Source organism: Kitasatospora sp. NPDC001683, assembly GCF_053596495.1.
The window spans coordinates 1-20,938 of sequence record NZ_JBSFGK010000117.1; the positions used below are offsets into that span (position 1 = coordinate 1).

Sequence of the window (20,938 nt, forward strand, 5' to 3'; positions counted from 1 at the left end):
CAAGACGCTCGACTGGGATACCCCAGCCGAGCGTCTACGTGATCTACTCACCACCTAAAACCAAGTGGTGTTGCGACGACCCCTGGAATCCAAGGTGCTCCCCGGGGGCCTTCCCCATGCCGTGGTCACTTGCGGGCCGAGGTGACCCGGTAGACGTCGTACACGCCCTCGACGCCGCGCACCGCCTTGAGCACGTGGCCCAGGTGCTTCGGGTCGCCCATCTCGAAGGTGAAGCGGCTCATCGCCACCCGGTCCCGGGAGGTCTGGACCGCCGCCGACAGGATGTTCACGTGCTGGTCGGAGAGCACCCGGGTGACGTCCGAGAGCAGCCGGGAGCGGTCCAGCGCCTCGACCTGGATGGCCACCAGGAAGACGGACGACTGGGTGGCCGCCCACTCGACGTCGATCATGCGCTCGGGCTGCTGGCTCAGCGACTCGACGTTGACGCAGTCCGCGCGGTGCACCGAGACGCCGTTGCCGCGGGTGACGAAGCCGACGATCGGGTCGCCCGGCACCGGGGTGCAGCAGCGGGACAGCTTGACCCAGACGTCCTCGACGCCCTTGACGATCACGCCCGGGTCGCCCTTGGCCCGGCGGCGCACCGCCCGGCGGGTGTCGTGGGTCGGGGTGGCCGTCTCGGCGAGGTCCTCGGTCGCGCCCTCCTCGCCGCCGAGCGCCTGGACCAGCTTCTGGACGATGTTCTGCGCGGCGACGTGCCCCTCGCCGATGGCGGCGTAGAGCGAGGAGATGTCGGGGTAGCGCATCTCGTGGGCCAGGGTGACCAGCGAGTCGCCGGTCAGGATCCGCTGGATCGGCAGGCCCTGCTTGCGCATCGCCCGGACGATCGCCTCCTTGCCGTGCTCGATCGCCTCCTCGCGGCGCTCCTTGGAGAACCAGGCGCGGATCTTGTTGCGGGCGCGCGGGGACTTGACGAAGCCCAGCCAGTCCCGGGAGGGGCCGGCGTTCTCCGCCTTGGAGGTGAACACCTCGACGGTGTCGCCGTTCTCCAGGGTCGACTCCAGCGGCACCAGCCGCCCGTTGACCCGGGCCCCTATGGTCCGGTAGCCGACCTCGGTGTGCACCGCGAAGGCGAAGTCGACCGGCGTGGCGCCGGCCGGCAGCGCTATCACGTCACCCTTGGGGGTGAAGACGAAGACCTCGTTGCTGGCCAGGTCGAAGCGCAGCGACTCCAGGAACTCGCCCGGGTCGGCGGTCTCCTTCTGCCAGTCCAGCAGCTGCCGCAGCCAGGCCATCTCGTTGACGGCGCCGGCCTTGTCGTCCTTGCGGACCTGGGTCGGGGTGTCGGTGCGGACCTTGGAGGCCCCGGCGACCGCGCGCTGCTTGTACTTCCAGTGCGCGGCGATGCCGTACTCGGCCCGCCGGTGCATGTCGAAGGTGCGGATCTGCAGTTCGACGGGCTTGCCGCCGGGACCGATCACCGTCGTGTGCAGCGACTGGTACATGTTGAACTTGGGCATCGCGATGTAGTCCTTGAACCGCCCCGGCACCGGGTTCCACCGCGCGTGGATGGTGCCCAGCGCCGCGTAGCAGTCGCGGACGGTGTCGACCAGGACCCGGATGCCCACCAGGTCGTAGATCTCGGCGAAGTCCCGGCCCCGGACGATCATCTTCTGGTAGACCGAGTAGTAGTGCTTCGGCCGGCCGGTGACGGAGGCGGTGATCCGGGCGCCGCGCAGGTCCGCCTGGACCTGGTCGATGACGGTCGCCAGGTACTCGTCCCGCTTGGGGGCACGCTCGGCGACCAGCCGGACGATCTCGTCGTACATCTTGGGGTAGAGGATCGCGAAGGCGAGGTCCTCCAGCTCCCACTTGATGGTGTTCATGCCCAGCCGGTGCGCCAGCGGGGCGTAGATCTCCAGCGTCTCGCGGGCCTTCTTCTCCTGCTTCTCCCGCTTGAGGTAGCGCATCGTGCGCATGTTGTGCAGCCGGTCGGCCAGCTTGATCACCAGGACCCGCGGGTCCTTGGCCATCGCCACGACCATCTTGCGGACGGTCTCGGCCTGGGCGGCCTCGCCGAACTTGACCCGGTCCAGCTTGGTGACGCCGTCGACCAGCAGGGCCACCGAGTCGCCGAAGTCCTTGCGCAGGGTCTCCAGGCCGTAGTCGGTGTCCTCGACGGTGTCGTGCAGCAATCCGGCCATCAGGGTCGGGGCGTCCATGCCGAGCTCGGCGAGGATGGTCGCCACGGCCAGCGGGTGGGTGATGTACGGGTCGCCGCTCTTGCGCTTCTGTCCGCGGTGCCACTTCTCGGCGACGGCGTAGGCGCGCTCGATGTCGCGCAGCAGCGCCGGGTCGGCCTTGGGGTCGTTCGCCCGGATCGAGCGGAACAGCGGCTCCAGGACGGGGTTGAGCACGCTGGAGCGCTGGCCGCCCAGGCGGGCCAGTCGGGCGCGCATGCCGCCGCCGGTGCCGGAAGCGCGGCCGAGCGGGGCCATCGGGCGCGAGGAGGTCGGCGTCGGGCGTGCCGGGGTGGCCCCCGAGGGCGTGGGACGGTCTTCGGGGGCGGCCGCTGCGGCCGTGGGCACAACCTCGTCGGGCAAGGACACTCCTCGGGGCACCGGGGCCGACCCCTGCCGGGCCCGTGACGTCCGGGCACAACCGGGAGGGGATGAATCTTCATGGTACCGAGCCGGGCGGCCCGGTGTTCATCCGGCCGGGCCCGGAAACGGAAGGACGGCGGTCGGATGATCCGACCGCCGTCCTTCCGTCATGATCTTCAGACCGTGACCAGGGTCTCCAGCGGGGCGCCGTCCAGGTGCCCGGCCAGCCGCTCGCGGCCGTCCAGGAAGCCCAGCTCCATCAGCACCACGACGCCCGCCAGCTCGGCGCCGGCCTCCTTCACCAGGTCCAGCGAGGCCCCGATGGTGCCACCGGTGGCCAGCACGTCGTCCACCACCAGCACCCGCTCACCGGGCGCGAAGGCGTCGCACTGCACCTCCAGCGTCGCCGAGCCGTACTCCAGCTCGTACGAACGCCGGAACACCTCGCCGGGCAGCTTGCCCTGCTTGCGGATCGGCACGAAGCCGAGCCCGGCCGCGAAGGCCGCCGGGGCCGCCAGCACGAAGCCGCGCGCCTCCAGGCCCACCACCTTGGTCGCCCCGAGCTCCTTCGCCCGGTCCGCCAGCGCCCGGGTGAGGGCGCCGAAGGCCTCGGCGTCGGCGAGCAGCGGCGCGATGTCCTTGAACAGCACACCCGGCTTCGGGTAGTCCGGGACGTCCCGGATCCGGCTGTTCAGCAGCTCGGCCAGTGCGGTGTCGACGGTGGTCACGGTGGTGGGTTCCTTAGGTTCGGGTTCAGCGCTTGGTGGACGGACGGCCCTTGGCACGCGAGGTGCCGGCCGACCGGCCGCGCTGACCGACCATACCCGCCGGCTGCTCCTCGTCCGCGTCCACGTCCGTCGGCACCGCGTCCGAGGCCTCCGCCTTGGCGGCCGCGGCCCGGTGCTGCAGGACGCGCTTGCGCAGCGCCTTCATGTCCGGCTGCTCCTCCTTGAGCTGCGCCAGCAGCGGGGTGGCGACGCAGATCGAGGAGTAGGCACCGGCCGCGAGGCCGATGAACAGCGCGAGCGAGATGTCGTTCAGGGTGCCGGCGCCCAGGATGCCGCCGCCGATGAACAGCAGTGCGGCGACCGGCAGCAGCGCCACCACGGTGGTGTTGAGCGAGCGCACCAGGGTCTGGTTGAGGCCCGCGTTGGCCGCCTCGCTGTAGGTGCGCTTGTTCTGCTTGGTGAGCCCCTTGGTGTTCTCCTTCACGGTGTCGAAGACGACGACCGTGTCGTAGAGCGAGTACCCGAGGATGGTCAGGAAGCCGATCACCGTACCGGGGGTGACCTCGAAGCCCACCAGGGCGTAGACGCCGATGGTGATCAGGAGGTCGTGGAGCAGGGCGACCAGGGCGGCCACCGCCATCCGCCACTCGAAGGCGATCGCCAGGTAGACCGTCACCAGCACCATGAAGACGATCAGGCCGGTGAGCGCCTTGTCGGAGATCTGCTTGCCCCAGCTGGGGCCGATCACCTGGGCCTCGACGGTGTCCAGCGGCACGCCGAACTTCTGCGAGAGCTGCGAACGGATCTCGTCCGAGCTCTTCGGCTCATCGGTGCTGACCTGGATCCGGACCTTGTCCTTGTCCGTCGACTGCACCAGTGGGTGCGAGGAGACGATGCCGTCAGCGGTGCCCTGGGCCTGCGAGACCGTCAGGCCCGGCTTGGTCACGGTGTAGACCGAGCCGCCCTTGAACTCGATGCCCAGGTGCAGGCCCATGGCCAGGCCGATCGCCGCGACCAGCACGATCACGCCGGAGATGGAGTACCAGAGCTTGCGGCGCCCGACGAAGTCGAAGCTGACCTCGCCCTGGTAGAGCCGGTGGCCCAGATTGGAGAAGCGCGACACGGTGTCAGGCCTCCTTCACGGCGGCAGAGGAGGAGCTACGGCGACGGCTGCTGCGCAGCGGCGGGCGGGCGCCCAGCCGCTTCGGGTCCAGGCCGGACCACGGGTGACCCTCGGCGAAGAACTTGCGCCGGGCCAGCAGCGTGATCAGCGGCTTGGTGAAGAGGAAGATCACCACGACGTCGAGCGCGGTGGTCAGACCCAGGGTGAAGGCGAAGCCCTGGACCTTGCCGATCGAGACCACGTAGAGCACGGCGGCACAGAGGAAGGACACGAAGTCCGAGACCAGGATGGTGCGCCGGGCGCGCGGCCAGGCCCGCTGGACCGCCGGGCGCAGCGGGGCGCCCTCGCGGACCTCGTCGCGGATGCGCTCGAAGTACACGATGAAGGAGTCGGCGGTGATGCCGATCGCGACGATCGCACCGCAGACCGCCGGCAGGTTCAGCGCGAAGCCGATCGCGCCGCCGAGCAGGCTCATCAGCGAGTAGGTCAGGGCCGCCGAGACGATCAGACCGGCGATCGAGACCAGGCCGAGGCCGCGGTAGTAGACGAGGGAGTAGGCGACGACCAGCAGCATGCCGATCGCGCCGGCGACCAGACCGGCCTTGAGCTGGTCGCTGCCCAGCGCCGGGGAGACGGTGGTGACGTCGCCCTTGCTGAACTCCAGCGGCAGGGCGCCGTAGCTCAGCACGTTGGCGAGGTCCTGCGCCTCGGGCTGGCTGAAGCGGCCGGTGATGACCGCGCTGCCGCCCGGGATCGGGCCGTTCACCTGCGGGTGCGAGACGACCTGGTTGTCCAGCACGATGGCGAACTGGTTGGTCGGCGGGGTCTGGGTGGCCAGCTGGCCGGTGACCTTGGTGAAGGCGTCGGTGCCGGCGCTGTTGAACTGCAGCTGCACCTGCCAGCCGGCGCCGGTCTGGGTGTCCAGGCTCGGCTGGGCCTTGGAGACGTCCGAACCCTTCACGGCGACGGGGCCGAGGGCCAGCTTCTCGTAGTAGCCGTTCTCCGGCTTCTGGGAGCAGGCCACCATGGCCTTGTCCTCGGCGCCGGTCTGGGCCGCGCGGACATCGGGCTTGGAGCAGTCGAGGGCCGCGAAGGCGGCCTGCAGCTCCGGCGGGACGGTGCCCTGGGTCATCGCGGCGCTCAGGTCGGCGGCGCTCGGCTGGGTGGGCGCGGCGCTCGGCGCGCCGGTGGCGGCCGGGGTGGCCGAACCGGTGGCAGCGGCGGACGGAGCGGTGCTCGCGCCGGTGGCGGCGGCCGACGGGCTGGCGCCCTCGGCGGCCAGCGCCTCACCGACGGCGCGGCCCTGCTTGGTGGCGCTCGCGGAGGCGGTCGGCGCGTGGCTGGCGGAGGAGCTCGCGCCGGCCGAGGCCGACGGGGTGGCGCTGCCCGAGGGGGCGGCGCTCGGGCTGCCGGAGGCCCCGGCGGACGGGGTGCCGGTGGGCGCGGGCGGGGTGACGCCGCTGGGCGCCACGGCCAGGACCGGACGGAAGAACAGCTTCGCGGTGGCACCGACCTGGTCCGCCGCGTTCTGCTTGTCGCCGCCCTTGGGGATGTTCACGATGATCGTGTCCGAGCCCTGGGTCTGGACCTCCGCCTCGGAGACACCCATCCCGTTGACCCGGCGCTCGATGATCCCGGTGGCGATGTCCATGTTGGACTTGTTGATCGCCTTGGGGTCGGTCGACTTCGCGGTCAGCGTGATGCTGGTGCCGCCGGCGAGGTCGATTCCGAGCCGGGGCTTGGTGTTGCCCGTCCCGAACATGAGGGCGACCAGTCCGACGGTGACGACCAGGATGAGGGCCAGCGCCCGCCCTGGGTAGCCGTCGCGCGGGCGCGACTTGGGTGTTGCCACCTTGCTCGTTTCTCCCTGTCCATGCCACCTCCCCGACCGGACCCCCGTCCGGCTCGTGGCGGGACGGGGGCATGGTGGTTCTGCGGCCCTGAGGTCCTGTGGGCTCGCGGCACTGCGCCGCGCGGACGGGCGGGTTGCCCGTCCGTACTACTTGCTCGCGGGAGCCCCGCCCTCGGCATCGCCCTTCTCGGCGCTGTCCTTGGTGAGCGTCAGCGGCTTGTCCTCGACCGGTGCGGCGTCGGCGTCCTCGGCCTCCGGCTCGGACAGCTCGTCGTCCTCGGGGCGACCGTTGATGATCGCGTCGTACTCCTGGGGGTCCAGGACGGCCGCGATCGCGCTCTTCGTGAAGTGCGTGACCACGCCGGGAGCGATCTCCAGCTCGACGGTCTCGTCGTTGACCGCCTTCACCTGGGCGTACAGGCCGCCGATGGTGCGCACCCCCGCCCCGGGCTCCAGCGCCGTCTGCATCTGCTGCATCTGCGCCTGGCGCTTCTTCTGCGACCGGAACATGAGCACGATCGCGATGATCGGGAGGAGAAGGATGATGAAGTTCACTGCAGCCAGGGTCCTTAACGGGCCGCCGGCCGGCGGCCTGTGTGGTATGGGTCGGCCCGTCGGGTGAGAGGGGCGGTCCGGCGGAGTCTAGGCGACCCCGAACTGATCGGACAACGCCAAGCATCGCATCCTGCCGCCGAAAGTGGCGACCCTGCGCCTGCACGGTTTTCCCGGACTTCTCCCCTGGCATCTCCACGGGGCCCGGCACCGGGCCGGGGCGGGAATCGGCGGCCATCTCTCACCCGTTCAGCCCAGACCGGTCAACTTCCGTCCGCCGGGAACAACTCCGGCTGGGGCGGCACGCTGCCCCGAGTGGTCTGCACCGGCGGGGTCTGGACCGGTGGAGTCAGGCCGAGGTGCTGCCAGGCGGCGGCGGTGGCGATCCGCCCGCGCGGGGTGCGGGCGAGCAGGCCCTCGCGGACCAGGAAGGGCTCGGCCACCTCCTCGACCGTCTCGGCCTCCTCCCCCACCGCGACCGCGAGTGTCGACAAACCGACCGGTCCGCCGCCGAACAGCCGCAGCAGCGCGTCCAGCACCGCGCGGTCCAGCCGGTCCAGGCCGCGGGCGTCCACCTCGTAGACGTCCAGCGCCTGGCCGGCGATCTCGGCGGTGACCACACCGTCGTGCCGGACCTGCGCGTAGTCGCGGACCCGGCGCAGCAGCCGGTTGGCGATGCGCGGGGTGCCGCGCGAGCGCCCGGCGATCTCGGCCGCGCCGGCCGGGTCTATCTCCACGTCCAGCAGCGTGGCCGAGCGGTGCACCACCCGCTGCAGCTCGACCGGGGCGTAGAACTCCATGTGCCCGGTGAAGCCGAAGCGGTCGCGCAGCGGCGGCGGCAGCAGGCCGGCCCGGGTGGTGGCACCGACCAGCGTGAACGGCGGCAGCTCCAGCGGGATGGCGGTGGCACCCGGACCCTTGCCGACGATCACGTCGACCCGGAAGTCCTCCATCGCCATGTAGAGCATCTCCTCGGCCGGCCGGGACATCCGGTGGATCTCGTCGAGGAAGAGCACCTCGCCCTCGGTGAGCGAGGAGAGGATCGCCGCGAGGTCCCCCGCGTGCTGGATGGCCGGGCCGGAGGTGATCCGGATCGGGGCGCCCAGCTCGGCGGCGATGATCATGGACAGGGTGGTCTTGCCCAGCCCGGGCGGACCGCTCAGCAGCACGTGGTCGGGCGCGCTGCCGCGCTTGCGGGCCGCCTGGAGCACCAGGGACAGCTGCTCGCGCACCCGCTCCTGACCGATGAACTCGTCCAGCAGCTTGGGGCGCAGCGCGGCCTCGACCGCCTGGTCCTCGCCGTCGGCGGCGGCCGTGACCAGCCGGTCAGCGGATTCCTCGTACATCCTCGCGGGCTCCAGGGGGTGTCAGCGGTGTCAGCGGTACCGACCGTGTCGACCTTGTCGACAAACGGACAGGTCGTCAGGTGGATTCAGCGGGCGCGGTTGAGGCCGCGCAGGGCGAGCCGCAGCAGCGCGCCGACGTCCGGGGTCTGCTGCGCCTCCGCCTCCGGGGTGACGGCGGCGACCGCCTCGTCCGCCTCGCGCGGGGCGTAGCCGAGGCCGGTCAGCGCCGAGTGCAGCTGCTCGCTCCACGGCGCCGGGCCACTGGCGATCGGCTTCTGCGCGGGCACCGCGCCGTGCGGGGCGCCCAGCTTGTCCTTGTACTCCAGCAGCAACTTGGCCGCCTTCGCCTTGCCGATGCCCGGCACCGCGACCAGCGCCTTCTCGTCCCCGCCCGCCACCGCGGCGCGCAGCGCGTCGGGGCTGTGCACGCCGAGGATCGCCTGGGCCAGCTTGGGACCGACGCCCGGCGCGGCCTGCAGGATCTCGAACACGGCGCGCTCGTCGTCGTCGGCGAAGCCGAACAGGGTCAGCGAGTCCTCCCGGACCACCAGCGAGGTCGCCAGCCGGGCCGGCTCACCCAGCCGCAGGCCGGCCAGGGTGTTGGGGGTGCACTGGACGGCCATGCCGACCCCGCCCACCTCGATCACCGCGGCTCCGGAGGCGATGGCCGCCACGGGCCCTTGCACGAAGGCGATCACCGGACGGTGTCTTTCACAGGAGCGGTGCCTTTCAGGGAATTGCCTCTCAGGGAATCGGCTGCCAGGGGCGCGGAGCGGGCGGCCTGGACGGCGGCCTGCAGCCGGTTGGTCGCCGCGCCGCGCCAGATGTGGCAGATCGCCAGCGCCAGCGCGTCGGCGGCGTCGGCGGGCTTGGGCGGCGCGTCCAGCCGCAGCAGCCGCTGCACCATGGCCGTGACCTGGGCCTTGTCCGCCCGGCCGGAGCCGGTGATGGCGGCCTTGACCTCGCTGGGGGTGTGCAGTGTGACGGGGATGCCGCGCCGGGTGGCGCAGAGCATCGCCACCGCGCTCGCCTGGGCGGTGCCCATCACCGTCCGGACGTTGTGCTGGGCGAAGACCCGCTCGACCGCGACCAGGTCGGGCCGGTGCTCGTCCAGCCAGCTCTCCAGGCCCTGCTCGACCAGCAGCAGCCGCTGCCCGATCTCGGCCTCGGCCGGCGTGCGCACCACGCCCACCCCGGCCATCCGCAGCGGCCGGCCCGGCGCGCCCTCGACCACGCCGACCCCGCACCTGGTCAGCCCCGGGTCCACGCCCAGCACCCGCACGTCACGCCCCGCCTCTCTGTGACTCGCCACTCGCCTCCGGGCGCTCCGACCCGGTGCCGACGCTCTCCCCCAGCCTGGCGGCTGGGAGGTGCCCCCACGCTCCGGCGCTCCTTCGTCGCTTGTCGCTCGTCACTCTCGGCACCGGCGCGCCCTTCGGCTCGCGGCGAAGGATCGCCCTTCGGCGGGCGACCTCCGCAGGCTACCGCCCCGGTCCGACAACCCCGCCGACGACACCGGCCCGGCGGTCCTGGGACCACCGGGCCGGGCAGTGAGAACGATCACGGGTGCCGTTACTCGGCGTCGAGCTGCGCACCGACCTCGTCGGGGATGTCGAAGTTGGCGAAGACGTTCTGCACGTCGTCGCTGTCCTCCAGCGCGTCGATCAGCTTGAGGATCTTGCGGGCGCCGTCGACGTCCAGCTCGACCTGCATGCTCGGGAGGAAGTTGGCCTCGGCCGAGTCGTAGTCGACGCCGGCGTCGACCAGCGCGGTGCGCACGTCGACCATCTTGGAGGCCTCGGAGACGATCTCGAAGGAGTCGCCGAGGTCGTTGATCTCCTCGGGGTCCTGGTCGAGGACGATCTCGAACAGCTTGTCCTCGTCCACGCCGTCCGCCTTGGGGACGATCACCACGCCCTTGCGGGTGAACAGGTAGGACACCGAACCCGGGTCGGCCATCGAGCCGCCGTTGCGGGTCATCGCGACGCGCACGTCGGACGCCGCGCGGTTGCGGTTGTCGGTGAGGCACTCGATCAGGACGGCGACGCCGTTCGGGCCGTAGCCCTCGTACATGATGGTCTGGTAGTCGGCGCCGCCGGCCTCCAGGCCGCCACCGCGCTTGACGGCGCGGTTGATGTTGTCGATCGGGACCGAGCTCTTCTTCGCCTTCTGGATGGCGTCGTAGAGGGTCGGGTTGCCCGCCGGGTCGGGACCGCCGGTGCGCGCCGCCACCTCGATGTTCTTGATCATCTTGGCGAAGAGCTTGCCGCGCTTGGCGTCGATCACGGCCTTCTTGTGCTTGGTGGTAGCCCACTTAGAGTGGCCGGACATCGCCAGCTCCTTTACGTCGCCAAAGGGAAATGAAACAGATGAGATCTTACCGGTGTCGTCACCGGTAAGGCGCACACGGCCGCGGATGCCCTACTCGCCGGCGAGGTGCTCCTCGACCATCTTCACGAAGTAGGCGTGCACGCGGTGGTCGCCGGTGAGCTCGGGGTGGAACGAGGTGGCCAGCAGGTTGCCCTGGCGCACCGCCACGATCCGGCTCTCCGGGCCGTCCGCGCCGGGCAGCTCGGCCAGCACCTCGACGCCCGCGCCGACCGACTCGACCCAGGGGGCGCGGATGAACACGCCGTGCACCGGTGCGTCGTCCAGGCCCTTGAAGGCGATGCCGGACTCGAAGGACTCGTTCTGGCGGCCGAAGGCGTTGCGGCGCACCGTCATGTCGATGCCGCCGACGCTCTCCTGGTCCTCCCGGCCGTCGAGGATCTTGTCGGCCAGCATGATCATGCCCGCGCAGGTGCCGTACACCGGCATCCCGGCCGCGACCCGCTCGCGCACCGGGTCCATCACGCCGAACAGCAGCGCCAGCTTGGACATGGTGGTGGACTCCCCGCCGGGGATGACCAGCGCGTCGACCTCGGCCAGCTCCTCGGCGCGGCGCACCGGACGGGCGAGCGCGTCGGCCTCGGCCAGCGCCACCAGGTGCTCGCGGACGTCGCCCTGCAGGGCGAGGACGCCGATGACGGGAGTGCTCACGGTCTTCAACCTCAATCGATCGTTACTACGGAACTACGCGGCGCGGCCCGCCGCACACCGAGGCGCTGCGGCGGGCCGGCGAAGGGGAGGGAGCGATTACCAGCCGCGGTTGGCGTAGCGCTCGGTCTCCGGCAGGGTGTCGCAGTTGATGCCGACCATGGCCTCGCCCAGGTTGCGGGAGGCGTCCGCGATGATCTTCGGGTCGTCGAAGAAGGTGGTGGCCTTCACGATGGCGGCGGCGCGCTTGGCCGGGTCGCCCGACTTGAAGATGCCGGAGCCGACGAAGACGCCCTCGGCGCCCAGCTGGCGCATCAGCGCGGCGTCGGCCGGGGTGGCCACGCCACCGGCGGAGAACAGCACGACCGGCAGCTTGCCGAGCTCGGCGACCTCCTTGACCAGCTCGTACGGGGCGCGCAGCTCCTTGGCGGCGGCGTACAGCTCGTTGTGGTCCAGCGCGCGCAGGTGGCCGATCTCGTTCTTGATCTGGCGCAGGTGGCGGACGGCCTCGACGACGTTGCCGGTGCCGGCCTCACCCTTCGAGCGGATCATGGCCGCGCCCTCGGCGATGCGGCGCAGCGCCTCGCCCAGGTTGGTGGCACCGCAGACGAAGGGGGTGGTGAAGGCCCACTTGTCGGAGTGGTTGACCTCGTCGGCCGGGGTCAGCACCTCGGACTCGTCGATGTAGTCGACACCGAGCGACTGCAGGACCTGGGCCTCGACGAAGTGACCGATGCGGGACTTGGCCATCACCGGGATGGAGACCGCGTTGATGATCTCCTCGATCATGTTCGGGTCGGACATGCGGGCCACGCCGCCGTCCTTGCGGATGTCGGCCGGAACCCGCTCCAGGGCCATGACGGCAACCGCGCCGGCGTCCTCGGCGATCTTCGCCTGCTCGGCGTTGACCACGTCCATGATCACACCGCCCTTGAGCTGCTCGGCCATGCCGCGCTTGACCCGGGCGGTACCGATCTGCGGCTGGTCTGCGGTGGTGGGGGTGGTGGACACGTGAGACCTCACTCGAAGATGAACCAGTGCTATCGCCCTATGGTAGGCGGAACGAGTGGCCCAACCATGCGCCACCAAGTCCAGCCCGGACGACGGGATGCGACAAACGGGCCGTATCCGGAGACAGCCTAGGGTCTGTCTTCGCCCCGCAGGCGGGAGTCCGGAGACAGCCTAGGCTGGCGCACCCTCGGGCGTGAGGGCGGGCGGCGGAGCGTCGTCCATCTCGAAGGCCATCGGGAACGGCGCCTTCCCCGCCAGCCGGAAGTACCGCACCAGCCGGTGCTCCCGCACCGCCCGCGCAGCCCGCACCGCGTCGTTGTGGAACCGGCGGGCCATCGGCACCCGGCGGACCGCGGCCGTCAGATCACGAACCGCCTCCTCGCCGCCCGGCTCCGCCACCAGCACCGCCACCTGCTCCGGCTCCTCGAACACCGCCCGCAGCGCCAGGCTCAGCTGGCTCTCCGCCACCTCGCGGTGCTCGTCCTCGGCCTGCCGGGCCGCGTGCGCCGCGTCCAGCAGCAGCAGCGAGGCCGCCGGATCCAGCAGCGAGGACGTCGCCAGCTCCATCGCCACCGAGGCCCGGCGGACCAGCTGCGCGTCCAGCGCCGCCCGCGCGGCGTCGATCCGGGCGTGCAGCCGGTCCAAGCGGCCGGCCGTCCAACTCAGGTACATGCCGAACAGCACCACGGCCACGCCGGCCCAGATCCAGGTAGTCACGGGCCGCTACGTTACCGGGTGTCACCGACCGCCCCGGCCGGCGTCAGCCCTGGACGCTGGCGTTGCGGTAGCTCTCCCGGTCGATGTCCGCGATGTTCACCGCCGTGAACAGCCGGGTCCCGGACGGCGGGGTGACGTGCTCGGCCAGCAGCGCGATCACGCCCTCGCTCAGCGCCGCCTTCGCCTCCGGCGTACGGCCCGGGAACACCTGGAACTCGACGTAGACCTGGGCGTCGCCGGTCAGCCCGCCGGTGCCGACCACCAACTCCTCGCTCTGCCGGAACAGCGTCTTGCACGACTCCGGCTTGGCGTCGATCGTCTCCTCCGCCAGCCGGTTGATCGCCAGTCCCAGCGCCCGGCGGTCGAAGGTCCCGGCGAGGCTCGACGAGTAGTCGACGGAAATCTGCGGCATCGTTTCCCCCATGGGTCACAGTGGTGCGGTCGGCCCGACCCTAACGCCGCTGACACCCGGCCCGCCCCCGGGGACGCTCCTCGCTTTCGTCACCGGCGCGATCTCCGGCTCGGGGCGTTGCGCACGTCCTCCTCGACCACCGCCGCCGCCCCGGCCGTCACCGTCTCGTACACCGCCAGGATGTCCGCACCGACCGTCGACCAGTCGAACCGCCGCACGTGCCGCGAGGCCGCCTTGCGCAGCTCCTCCAGCCGCCCCGGATCCCCCAGCAGCCGCAGCGCCGTACGGGCCAGCGCGTCCGCGTCCTCCACCGGGAACAGCTCCCCGGCGTCCCCGCCGTCCAGCACCTGCTTGAACGCGTCCAGGTCGCTGGCCAGCACCGGGGCACCCGCCGACATCGCCTCCACCAGGATGATCCCGAAGCTCTCGCCACCGGTGTTCGGCGCCACGTACAGGTCCACGCTGCGCAGCAGCCGGGCCTTGTCCCGGTCCGACACCATGCCCAGGAACTCCACCTGCCCCCGCACCTCGGGCGCCAGGCCCGCCACGGCCTCCTCCTCGTCGCCCTTGCCCGCGACCAGCAGCCGCACCCCCGGCCGCTCGGCCAGGATCCTCGGCAGCGCCGCCAGCAGCGTCGGCAGGCCCTTGCGCGGCTCGTTGATCCGGCCGATGAAACCGATCGTGCCCGGCTCCCCCACCGCCGCGCGCCCGGTCCAGCGCTCGTCCGGCTCGGCCCCCGCGAAGAACCCGACGTCCACCCCGTTCGGGATCACCACCGCGTCCCCGCCCAGGTGCTCCACCAGGGTGCGCCGGGCGTACTCCGACACCGCGATCCGGGCCCGCATCTTCTCCAGCCCCGGCTGCAGGATCGGCGAGGCCGCGATCATCGCCCGCGAGCGCGGGTTCGAGGTGTGGAAGGTGCCCACCATCGGCCCGGTGGCCGACCAGGCCGCCAGCATCGACAGGCTCGGCGAGGCCGGCTCGTGCACGTGCAGGATGTCGAAGCGCCCCTCGCGCAGCCAGCGCCGCACCCGCGCCGCCGACAGGATGCCGAAGCTCAGCCGCGCCACCGACCCGTTGTACGGCACCGCCACCGCCCGCCCCGCCGAGACCACGTACGGCGGCAGCGCCTCGTCGTCCTCGGCCGGCGCCAGCACCGACACCTCGTGGCCCAGACCGATCAGGTGCTCGGCGAGGTCCCGGATGTGGAACTGCACCCCACCGGGGACGTCCCAGTCGTACGGGCAGACGATGCCGATCTTCACGGGTTCCTCAAGCTCCTTCGGACAGGTCGTACGGGCCGGGCTCAGGCCCCGGAGGCCCCGGCGGCGGGCTCGGTCGCGGCCCCCGCGGCGGGCTCCGGACGCGCCGTGTCGCGGGCCGGCAGGTCGGCCAGCCAGAACTTCTGCAGCATGTGCCAGTCCTGCGGGTGCTCGCTGATCCCGCGCTGCCACACGTCCGCCATCGCCTGGGTCATCGCCAGCGTCCGCGCCTTGCGGTCGCCCTCCTCCGGCACCGGCACCTCGGGGTGGATGATCCCGCGCATCACCGGGCCGTCGTACCACAGCGTCACCGGCAGCAACGCCGCCCCGGTGCGCTGGCACAGCGCCGCCGGACCGGCCGGCATCCGGGTCGGCTCACCGAAGAACGACACCTCGATGCCCGCCTCCGAGAGGTCCCGGTCCCCCACCAGGCAGACCAGCTTGCCCTCGCGCAGCCGCCGCGCCAGCGTGCCGATCACGTTCACCCCGCCCCCGGTGAGCGCCAGGACCTCCATGCCCTGGCCCTCCCGGAACGCGACGAACCGGTCGAACAGCCGCTCCGGCTTCAGCCGCTCGGCGACCGTGGTGAAGGGGTAGCCCAGCTGCGCGACCCAGGTGCCCGCGAGGTCCCAGTTGCCCATGTGCGGCAGCGCTATCACCGCGCCCCGCCCGGACTCCAGCACCTCCCGCAGGTTCTCGAAGCCGTCCACCCGGACGTCCCGGGCGATCCTCGCCCGGCTCCACACCGGCAGCCGGAAGGACTCCATCCAGTACCGCAGGTACGACCGCATCCCGGCTCGCGACAACCGCCGCAGCGCCGCCTCGTGCAGCCCCGGACGCACCCGGCGCAGGTTCGCCTCCAGCTGGCGCACCCGCGGGCCGCGGCGGCGCCAGGCGTAGTCCGCCAGCCGGTCGAACAGCCACCGCGCCACCGGCTCCGGCAGGTGCTTCAGCACCCCCCACCCCAGCGCGTACGCCCAGTACACCAGTCGGTCCGTCACCGCAGGACGCCCCCCGTCAACTCCCGGCCGCCACTCGGTCGGCCTCGAACGCCTCCCGGCGCACGGTCAGCATCCGCTGGAACACCGTCACCAGGCTGCCCGCCGCCACCAGCCACAGCGCCACCGGCAGCAGCCACTCCACGTACGGCACCCCGAACTCGTGCAGACCCGCGACCCCGGCCGCCACCAGGCTTGCCACCAGCCGCTCGGCCCGCTCCACCAGCCCCGACACGTCACACGGCAGACCCTGGCTCTCCGCCCGCGCCTTGGTGTACGACACCACCAGCCCGCTGGCCAGACAGAAGATCGCCACCGCGCACAGCAGGTTGTTGTCGCCCTTGCCCGCGTACCACATCGCCAGACCACCGAAGATCGCCGCATCCGCGACCCGGTCCAGCGTGGAGTCCAGGAAAGCCCCCCACTTGCTGCTCCGGCCCAGCTGACGGGCCATGTTCCCGTCCACCAGGTCCGAGAAGATGAACAGCGTGATCGTGATGGTGCCCCAGAAGAACTCCCCCCGCGGGAAGAACACCAGCGCACCGGCCACCGAACCGGCGGTACCGATCAGGGTCACGGCGTCCGGGCTCACACCCAACCGGATCAGGAACGCGGCGAACGGGGTCAGAACACGTGTGAAGAAGGCACGCGCGTATTTGTTGAGCATGGCCTTCCCAGCCGCTCCGATCTCCCAGGTACCCGCCTGGCGCAGCACACGGCGGCAGACGGCCGGACGAATGAGCCCGCCCGGCGCACCCATCGTAGCCACGCCCGAGACACGCTCCGGCGCACGCACCGCCGGACGGCGCACCGGCCACCGCCCACACACGGACGGTCACCCGACACGCGCATCGCCGGACCCGACCCTAGACTGCGGGAGTCAGCCTCGGCGCCACGGGAGGAGACCCCGATGCCCGACCGCAGCACCGCACGAGCCGGCCAGGCGCCCGCCATCACCGGCCCGCAGGACCTGCGCAACGTCGTCCTCATCGGCTCCAGCGGTGTGGGCAAGACCACCCTCGCCGAATCCCTCGCCCTCGCCGCCGGCGCCACCGGCCGCGCCGGACGCGTCACCGACGGCACCACCGTCTCCGACCACGAGGACATCGAGCACCAGCAGCAGCGCTCCGTCCAGCTCTCCCTGCTCCCGCTCGAGTGGAAGGGCGTCAAGATCAACCTGATCGACCCGCCCGGCCACCCCGACTTCGCCGCCGACCTGCGCGCCGCCCTGCACGCCGCCGACGCCGCCGTCTTCGTCGTCTCCGCCACCGACCCGGTCACCGCCCCCACCCGCGCCCTCTGGCGCGAGTGCGCCGCCGAGGGCATCCCCCGCGCCGTCGCCGTCGCCAAACTCGACCTCGCCCGCACCGGCTTCGACGACATCCTCACCACCTGCCACGACGCCTTCGACCTGGGCCCGGACACCCTGCGCCCGCTCTTCCTGCCCGTCCTCCACGACGGACACCCCGACGGCAGCGTCGACCTCCTCACCGGCGACACCTACGGCGACGCCACCCCCCTGCCCGACACCGGCCCCGCCCACGACAGCCTCGTCGAGGCCATCTCCGGCCAGGACGACACCCTCATGGAGCGCTACCTCTCCGGCGAGCCCCTCGACACCGACGCCCTCGAAGCCGGAATGCGCCGCGAAGTCCTCTCCTGCGCCCTCCACCCCGCCGTCCCCACCAGCGAGAGCGGCCTCGGCGCCGCCGAACTCCTCGACCTGATCGCCCACACCTTCCCGAACCCCACCGAACGCACCCGCCCCGCCCCCGCCTGCGACCCCGACGCCCCGCTCGCCGCCCAGGTCATCCGCGTCACCGGCGACGCCTACGTCGGCCGGATCAGCCTGCTGCGCCTGTACGCCGGCACCCTGCGCCCCGACACCCGGATCCACCTCGTCGGCCCCGCCCACACCGCCGACCAGAACGACGACGAACGCGTCACCGCCCTCACCAGTCCCTTCGGCAAACTCCAGCGCCCCGTGCCGCACGCCGTCGCCGGCGACCTGGTCTGCGCCGCCAAACTCACCACCGCCCGGGCCGGCGACACCGTCCACGCCCCCGGCCACCCCGTCGAACTCGAGAGCTGGACCCTGCCCGAACCCCTGCTGCCGATCGCCGTCGAAGCCCACAGCAAGGCCGACGACGACAAGCTCTCCCAAGCCCTCACCCGGCTCAGCGCCGAGGACCCGGCCCTACGCCTCGAACAGAACCCCGACACCCACCAGCTCGTCCTCTGGTGCACCGGCGAAGCCCACGCCGAAGTCGTCCTCGACCGGCTGCGCACCCGCCACGGCGTCCACGTCGACACCGTCGAACCCAAGGTCGCCCTGCGCGAGACCTTCGGCACCGCCGCCGCCGGCCACGGCCGGCTGGTCAAACAGTCCGGCGGCCACGGCCAGTACGCCATCTGCGACCTCGAGGTCGAACCCCTCCCGGCCGGCTCCGGCTTCGAGTTCCAGGAACACGTCGTCGGCGGCGCCGTCCCCAAGCACTTCATCCCCTCCGTCGAGAAGGGCGTGCGCGCCCAGCTCGCCAAGGGCGTCGCCACCGGCTACCCGCTCGTCGACGTCCGGGTCACCCTCACCGACGGCAAGGCCCACTCCGTCGACTCCTCCGACGCCTCCTTCCAGAACGCCGCCGCCCTCGCCCTGCGCGACGCCGCCGAGCACGCCGTCATCCGCCTGCTCGAACCCGTCGCCGCCGTCAGCATCCTGCTGCCCGACGAGTACCTCGGCGCCGTCCTCGGCGACCTCTCCGCCCGCCGCGGCCGCGTCCTGGGCACCGAGACCGGCGGCCAGGGCCTCACCCTGCTGCGCGCCGAAGTCCCGGAACTCGAACTCGTCCGCTACCCGGTCGACCTGCGCTCGCTCACCCACGGCACCGCCGAGTTCTCCCGCGCCTACCTGCGCCACGAACCCATGCCCGCCGCCCTCGCCGAGCGCTACACCGACTGAGCCGGCTTCCGGTTCGGCAGCGCACACGCCGCCGTACCCCCCGGCATCCGGTGCCTGTTCCGCGACACCCAGCGGTACACCACACCCGCCACCGGACGCACCGGCCCCAGCGCCATCAGCGCACCCAGGTACGCCCACGCGCCCCCAGAGCGCATCAGCACCCGCGCCACCGCCTGCGCGCCCCCGTACACCCGGCCCGCCGGCGTCACCCACAGCACCTCGCGCTCGGCCCGCTCGGCCGACACCTCACCCCGGCCGCCCGCCAGCGCGTCCAACTCCGCCAGCTCCGCGAACTGGAACGGCACCGCCTCCCAGCCCCCCGAGGCCAGCGTCTGCCGCAGGTACTTCTCCCCCCAGCGCACGCAGGACGAACAGAACGCGCAGTCCCCGTCGAAAACCAGCACCGGATCCTTCACGGCAACCCCCTTCATCGGCTTCACCGTCCATCCTCCTCCACCCCCACCGGAGCGGCCCGGGCGGGTATCGACCCGGCCGAAAGCGGGCATCATGCCCCTCAGGCCGGGCGCGGCCGGAACGTGACGGTTCGTCACGGTACTTCAGACGATCATCCGCGCGGGGGTGCCACGGCACGGTAACCTGCCGCTGACAAGGGGAGGAGGGGACGCCACCGTGACCACACTCGACATGACCCCGGGTGCGCAGATACCCCGGACCGACGCCGGCCCGCAGACCGCCGTCACCCAGGCGCTCTCCTCGGCCGCCTACCGCGACGGCGAGATCGGCCAGTTCGCCACGGACGTCACCGACGTCACGGCGAAGAAGGGCCGCTTCGCCCTCTTCCGCCCCAACGTCGGCGAGGCCTTCAGCAAGGCACTGATCTCCCGCGCCCTCGGCGGCGACCGCAAACCCCTCGTCCCCTCCTTCGGCGTCGACACCCGCCAGGTCGTCGAACACTGCCTCGCCGCCGAGGAACTGCGCCACGCCCGCGACCGCCAGCTCAGCACCGTCAGCGTCGTCACCGGCCTGCTCTTCCTCCCCGGCACCCTGATCTGGCTCGGCGCCTTCCAACTGCGCGCCTGGCTCAAGCGGGACAACACCCGCGGCGCCGACACCTACGGCGCCCTCGCCCTCATCGCCACCGCCGTCCTCGCCGCCGTCCTGCTGCTCCGCCCCCCGGCGGACGGCGTCCTCGGCATCTACCTGCGGATCACCATGCTCGCCCCGGTGCTCGGCTGGTACCTCGCCCGCCGGATCGTCGAGCGCTCCGCCAAGGACCTCCGCGGCCGCTGGCAGGATCTGGTCGAGGGCACCGCCGTCGCCGCCACCGTCGCCAAGGCCGTCCCCCGCGACGACCTGGACAAGAAGGCCAACGACCTGCGCGACAAGCTCGGCCGGCTGGACGCCGAGCAGGAGACCAACATCCACCACTACGCCGGTCCCAAGGGCATCCTCGGCGCCGGCCGCCGCTGGGGCGAGTGGCGCCTCGCCGACACCCTCCACCCCGCCGAGGGCCACGTCGACTTCCGCGCCTTCCACCCCTGGGACCTGGTCCGCCGGATCTCCGCCCACCTCAAGGGCCTCGGCGTCAGCCACGTCGCCAACAGCGGCATCCCCGACGTCGCCATCAAGCAGTGGGTGGTCTTCGACGTCAGCGAGACCGCCGACGAGATCAGCCGCCCCGCCGGCGCCGACATGGACGGCGAGCGGATGCGCGACTTCGCCGTGCAGGGCCTCGCCGACAAGCAGACCTTCCCCGGCGGCCCCCGGCACTACCTGGCCACCCAGTTCATCACCCACGACGGCAAGCTGGTCATCACCTTCACCGTCACGGTGACCCTGCTCGCCAACGTGCTCAGCATCTCGGTGGCCGGCTACGCGCTCGGCCCGGTCAAGGGCGTCTTCTTCGACAAGCCGAAGGACAAGGAGAAGACGATCGCCAAGACGGTGAAGTTCTGGGAGGAGCGCACCGTCAAGCTCCCCTTGATCGACAACGACGAGGTGGTCCGCCAGGCCGTCCGCGCCCCCTTCCACCGGATGCCCGGCCTGCTCGGCTGGCTCGGCGGCGGCCTCGGCCTGCCCGAACCCTTCGGGCTGCGGCACGCCTGGGTCGCCACCGCCTGGAACAACCGCTCCATGGTCGACAACGCGCTCAACGCCTCCGTCCCGGTGCTCAACGCGGTGCACACCGCCACCCTGGAGTTCCTCCAGGAGCACGACCTGGACGCCGACCGCTTCTTCAAGAACCGCACCTCGATCATCAAGTCCGAGGCGCAGGGCAGCCGACCGTACAAGGTCGACCAGTTCGACGCCGGCTGATCCGGACGACGTACGAAGCGGGGCCCGCCACCGAACTCCTCGGTGGCGCCTCCTCAACGGGAGGGGGCGGTGGCCTGGCGGCCGGGTTGCGCACAAGGTGGGGA

The 20,938-nt window shown here is 71.8% G+C and carries 19 protein-coding genes; 2 read left to right on the forward strand and 17 right to left on the reverse strand.

Annotated elements, in window-relative coordinates; translation table 11 throughout:
• Positions 1-125: 125 nt before the first annotated feature.
• From ACWCYO_RS35800 to pgsA, 16 genes are all read right to left on the reverse strand, one after another.
• A complete protein-coding gene (locus ACWCYO_RS35800; RefSeq protein ID WP_405000743.1) occupies positions 126-2,579 on the reverse strand; it encodes a RelA/SpoT family protein in 2,454 nt (817 codons plus the stop codon).
• A gap of 158 nt (positions 2,580-2,737) precedes the next feature.
• Complete coding sequence (locus tag ACWCYO_RS35805) at positions 2,738-3,289, reverse strand: adenine phosphoribosyltransferase (RefSeq protein ID WP_270148348.1); 552 nt, start codon at positions 3,287-3,289, stop codon at positions 2,738-2,740.
• A gap of 25 nt (positions 3,290-3,314) precedes the next feature.
• Positions 3,315-4,412, reverse strand: a complete 1,098-nt coding sequence (secF, locus tag ACWCYO_RS35810; RefSeq protein ID WP_449786566.1) for a protein translocase subunit SecF — start codon at positions 4,410-4,412, stop codon at positions 3,315-3,317.
• 4 nt (positions 4,413-4,416) lie between these two features.
• A complete protein-coding gene (gene secD / locus ACWCYO_RS35815) occupies positions 4,417-6,264 on the reverse strand; it encodes a protein translocase subunit SecD (protein WP_405000742.1) in 1,848 nt (615 codons plus the stop codon).
• 147 nt (positions 6,265-6,411) lie between these two features.
• Complete coding sequence (gene yajC / locus ACWCYO_RS35820; RefSeq protein ID WP_270148345.1) at positions 6,412-6,819, reverse strand: preprotein translocase subunit YajC; 408 nt, start codon at positions 6,817-6,819, stop codon at positions 6,412-6,414.
• Between the two features lie 260 nt (positions 6,820-7,079).
• A complete protein-coding gene (ruvB, locus tag ACWCYO_RS35825; RefSeq protein WP_270148344.1) occupies positions 7,080-8,162 on the reverse strand; it encodes a Holliday junction branch migration DNA helicase RuvB in 1,083 nt (360 codons plus the stop codon).
• An 86-nt stretch (positions 8,163-8,248) separates the two neighbouring features.
• The gene (gene ruvA, locus ACWCYO_RS35830; protein WP_270148343.1) at positions 8,249-8,860 is read right to left on the reverse strand and encodes a Holliday junction branch migration protein RuvA; all 612 of its coding nucleotides are present in this window, start codon (positions 8,858-8,860) and stop codon (positions 8,249-8,251) included.
• On the reverse strand, positions 8,857-9,444 hold the full coding sequence (gene ruvC / locus ACWCYO_RS35835) for a crossover junction endodeoxyribonuclease RuvC (protein WP_270151359.1): 588 nt from the start codon (positions 9,442-9,444) through the stop codon (positions 8,857-8,859). Before ruvC ends, ruvA begins: the two co-directional genes overlap by 4 nt.
• A 290-nt stretch (positions 9,445-9,734) precedes the next feature.
• Positions 9,735-10,493 (reverse strand): YebC/PmpR family DNA-binding transcriptional regulator, encoded by a 759-nt coding sequence (locus tag ACWCYO_RS35840; protein WP_030286352.1) that lies wholly within the window; start codon positions 10,491-10,493, stop codon positions 9,735-9,737.
• Positions 10,494-10,583: 90 nt separating this feature from the next.
• A complete protein-coding gene (pdxT, locus tag ACWCYO_RS35845; protein WP_270148339.1) occupies positions 10,584-11,201 on the reverse strand; it encodes a pyridoxal 5'-phosphate synthase glutaminase subunit PdxT in 618 nt (205 codons plus the stop codon).
• Between the two features lie 96 nt (positions 11,202-11,297).
• On the reverse strand, positions 11,298-12,209 hold the full coding sequence (pdxS, locus tag ACWCYO_RS35850; RefSeq protein WP_270148337.1) for a pyridoxal 5'-phosphate synthase lyase subunit PdxS: 912 nt from the start codon (positions 12,207-12,209) through the stop codon (positions 11,298-11,300).
• Between the two features lie 171 nt (positions 12,210-12,380).
• Positions 12,381-12,881 (reverse strand): hypothetical protein, encoded by a 501-nt coding sequence (locus ACWCYO_RS35855; protein ID WP_270151358.1) that lies wholly within the window; start codon positions 12,879-12,881, stop codon positions 12,381-12,383.
• An 88-nt stretch (positions 12,882-12,969) separates the two neighbouring features.
• Positions 12,970-13,338, reverse strand: coding sequence for a 5-carboxymethyl-2-hydroxymuconate Delta-isomerase (locus ACWCYO_RS35860; RefSeq protein WP_270148335.1), 369 nt, complete (start codon positions 13,336-13,338; stop codon positions 12,970-12,972).
• Positions 13,339-13,427: 89 nt separating this feature from the next.
• Positions 13,428-14,603, reverse strand: a complete 1,176-nt coding sequence (locus ACWCYO_RS35865; RefSeq protein WP_449786567.1) for a glycosyltransferase family 4 protein — start codon at positions 14,601-14,603, stop codon at positions 13,428-13,430.
• Between the two features lie 41 nt (positions 14,604-14,644).
• Positions 14,645-15,601 (reverse strand): phosphatidylinositol mannoside acyltransferase, encoded by a 957-nt coding sequence (locus tag ACWCYO_RS35870; protein WP_449786568.1) that lies wholly within the window; start codon positions 15,599-15,601, stop codon positions 14,645-14,647.
• A 16-nt stretch (positions 15,602-15,617) separates the two neighbouring features.
• A complete protein-coding gene (gene pgsA, locus ACWCYO_RS35875; RefSeq protein WP_270151357.1) occupies positions 15,618-16,265 on the reverse strand; it encodes a phosphatidylinositol phosphate synthase in 648 nt (215 codons plus the stop codon).
• A 243-nt stretch (positions 16,266-16,508) separates the two neighbouring features.
• On the opposite strand from pgsA, the gene ACWCYO_RS35880 reads away from it, so the two are divergent.
• Positions 16,509-18,557 carry an elongation factor G-like protein EF-G2 gene (locus ACWCYO_RS35880; RefSeq protein WP_270148331.1) on the forward strand — a complete coding sequence of 683 codons (2,049 nt, stop codon included), beginning with the start codon at positions 16,509-16,511 and terminating at the stop codon, positions 18,555-18,557.
• On the opposite strand, the gene ACWCYO_RS35885 is transcribed toward ACWCYO_RS35880, so the two are convergent.
• The gene (locus ACWCYO_RS35885; RefSeq protein ID WP_270151355.1) at positions 18,545-18,988 is read right to left on the reverse strand and encodes a thiol-disulfide oxidoreductase DCC family protein; all 444 of its coding nucleotides are present in this window, start codon (positions 18,986-18,988) and stop codon (positions 18,545-18,547) included. The genes ACWCYO_RS35880 and ACWCYO_RS35885 overlap by 13 nt on opposite strands.
• A 199-nt stretch (positions 18,989-19,187) precedes the next feature.
• Here ACWCYO_RS35885 and ACWCYO_RS35890 point away from each other — a divergent pair, with 199 nt between their 5' ends.
• The gene (locus tag ACWCYO_RS35890) at positions 19,188-20,834 is read left to right on the forward strand and encodes a hypothetical protein (RefSeq protein WP_270148330.1); all 1,647 of its coding nucleotides are present in this window, start codon (positions 19,188-19,190) and stop codon (positions 20,832-20,834) included.
• Positions 20,835-20,938: the final 104 nt, after the last annotated feature.

Excerpts from the sequence above, each read along its gene's own strand:
- ACWCYO_RS35855 (WP_270151358.1), bottom strand. The coding sequence starts at position 12,881 with ATGTACCTGAGTTGGACGGCCGGCCGCTTGGACCGGCTGCACGCCCGG.
- pgsA (WP_270151357.1), bottom strand. The coding sequence starts at position 16,265 with ATGCTCAACAAATACGCGCGTGCCTTCTTCACACGTGTTCTGACCCCG.
- ACWCYO_RS35840 (WP_030286352.1), bottom strand. The coding sequence starts at position 10,493 with ATGTCCGGCCACTCTAAGTGGGCTACCACCAAGCACAAGAAGGCCGTG.
- ACWCYO_RS35880 (WP_270148331.1), top strand. The coding sequence starts at position 16,509 with ATGCCCGACCGCAGCACCGCACGAGCCGGCCAGGCGCCCGCCATCACC.
- ruvB (WP_270148344.1), bottom strand. The coding sequence starts at position 8,162 with ATGTACGAGGAATCCGCTGACCGGCTGGTCACGGCCGCCGCCGACGGC.
- ACWCYO_RS35860 (WP_270148335.1), bottom strand. The coding sequence starts at position 13,338 with ATGCCGCAGATTTCCGTCGACTACTCGTCGAGCCTCGCCGGGACCTTC.
- ACWCYO_RS35885 (WP_270151355.1), bottom strand. The coding sequence starts at position 18,988 with ATGAAGGGGGTTGCCGTGAAGGATCCGGTGCTGGTTTTCGACGGGGAC.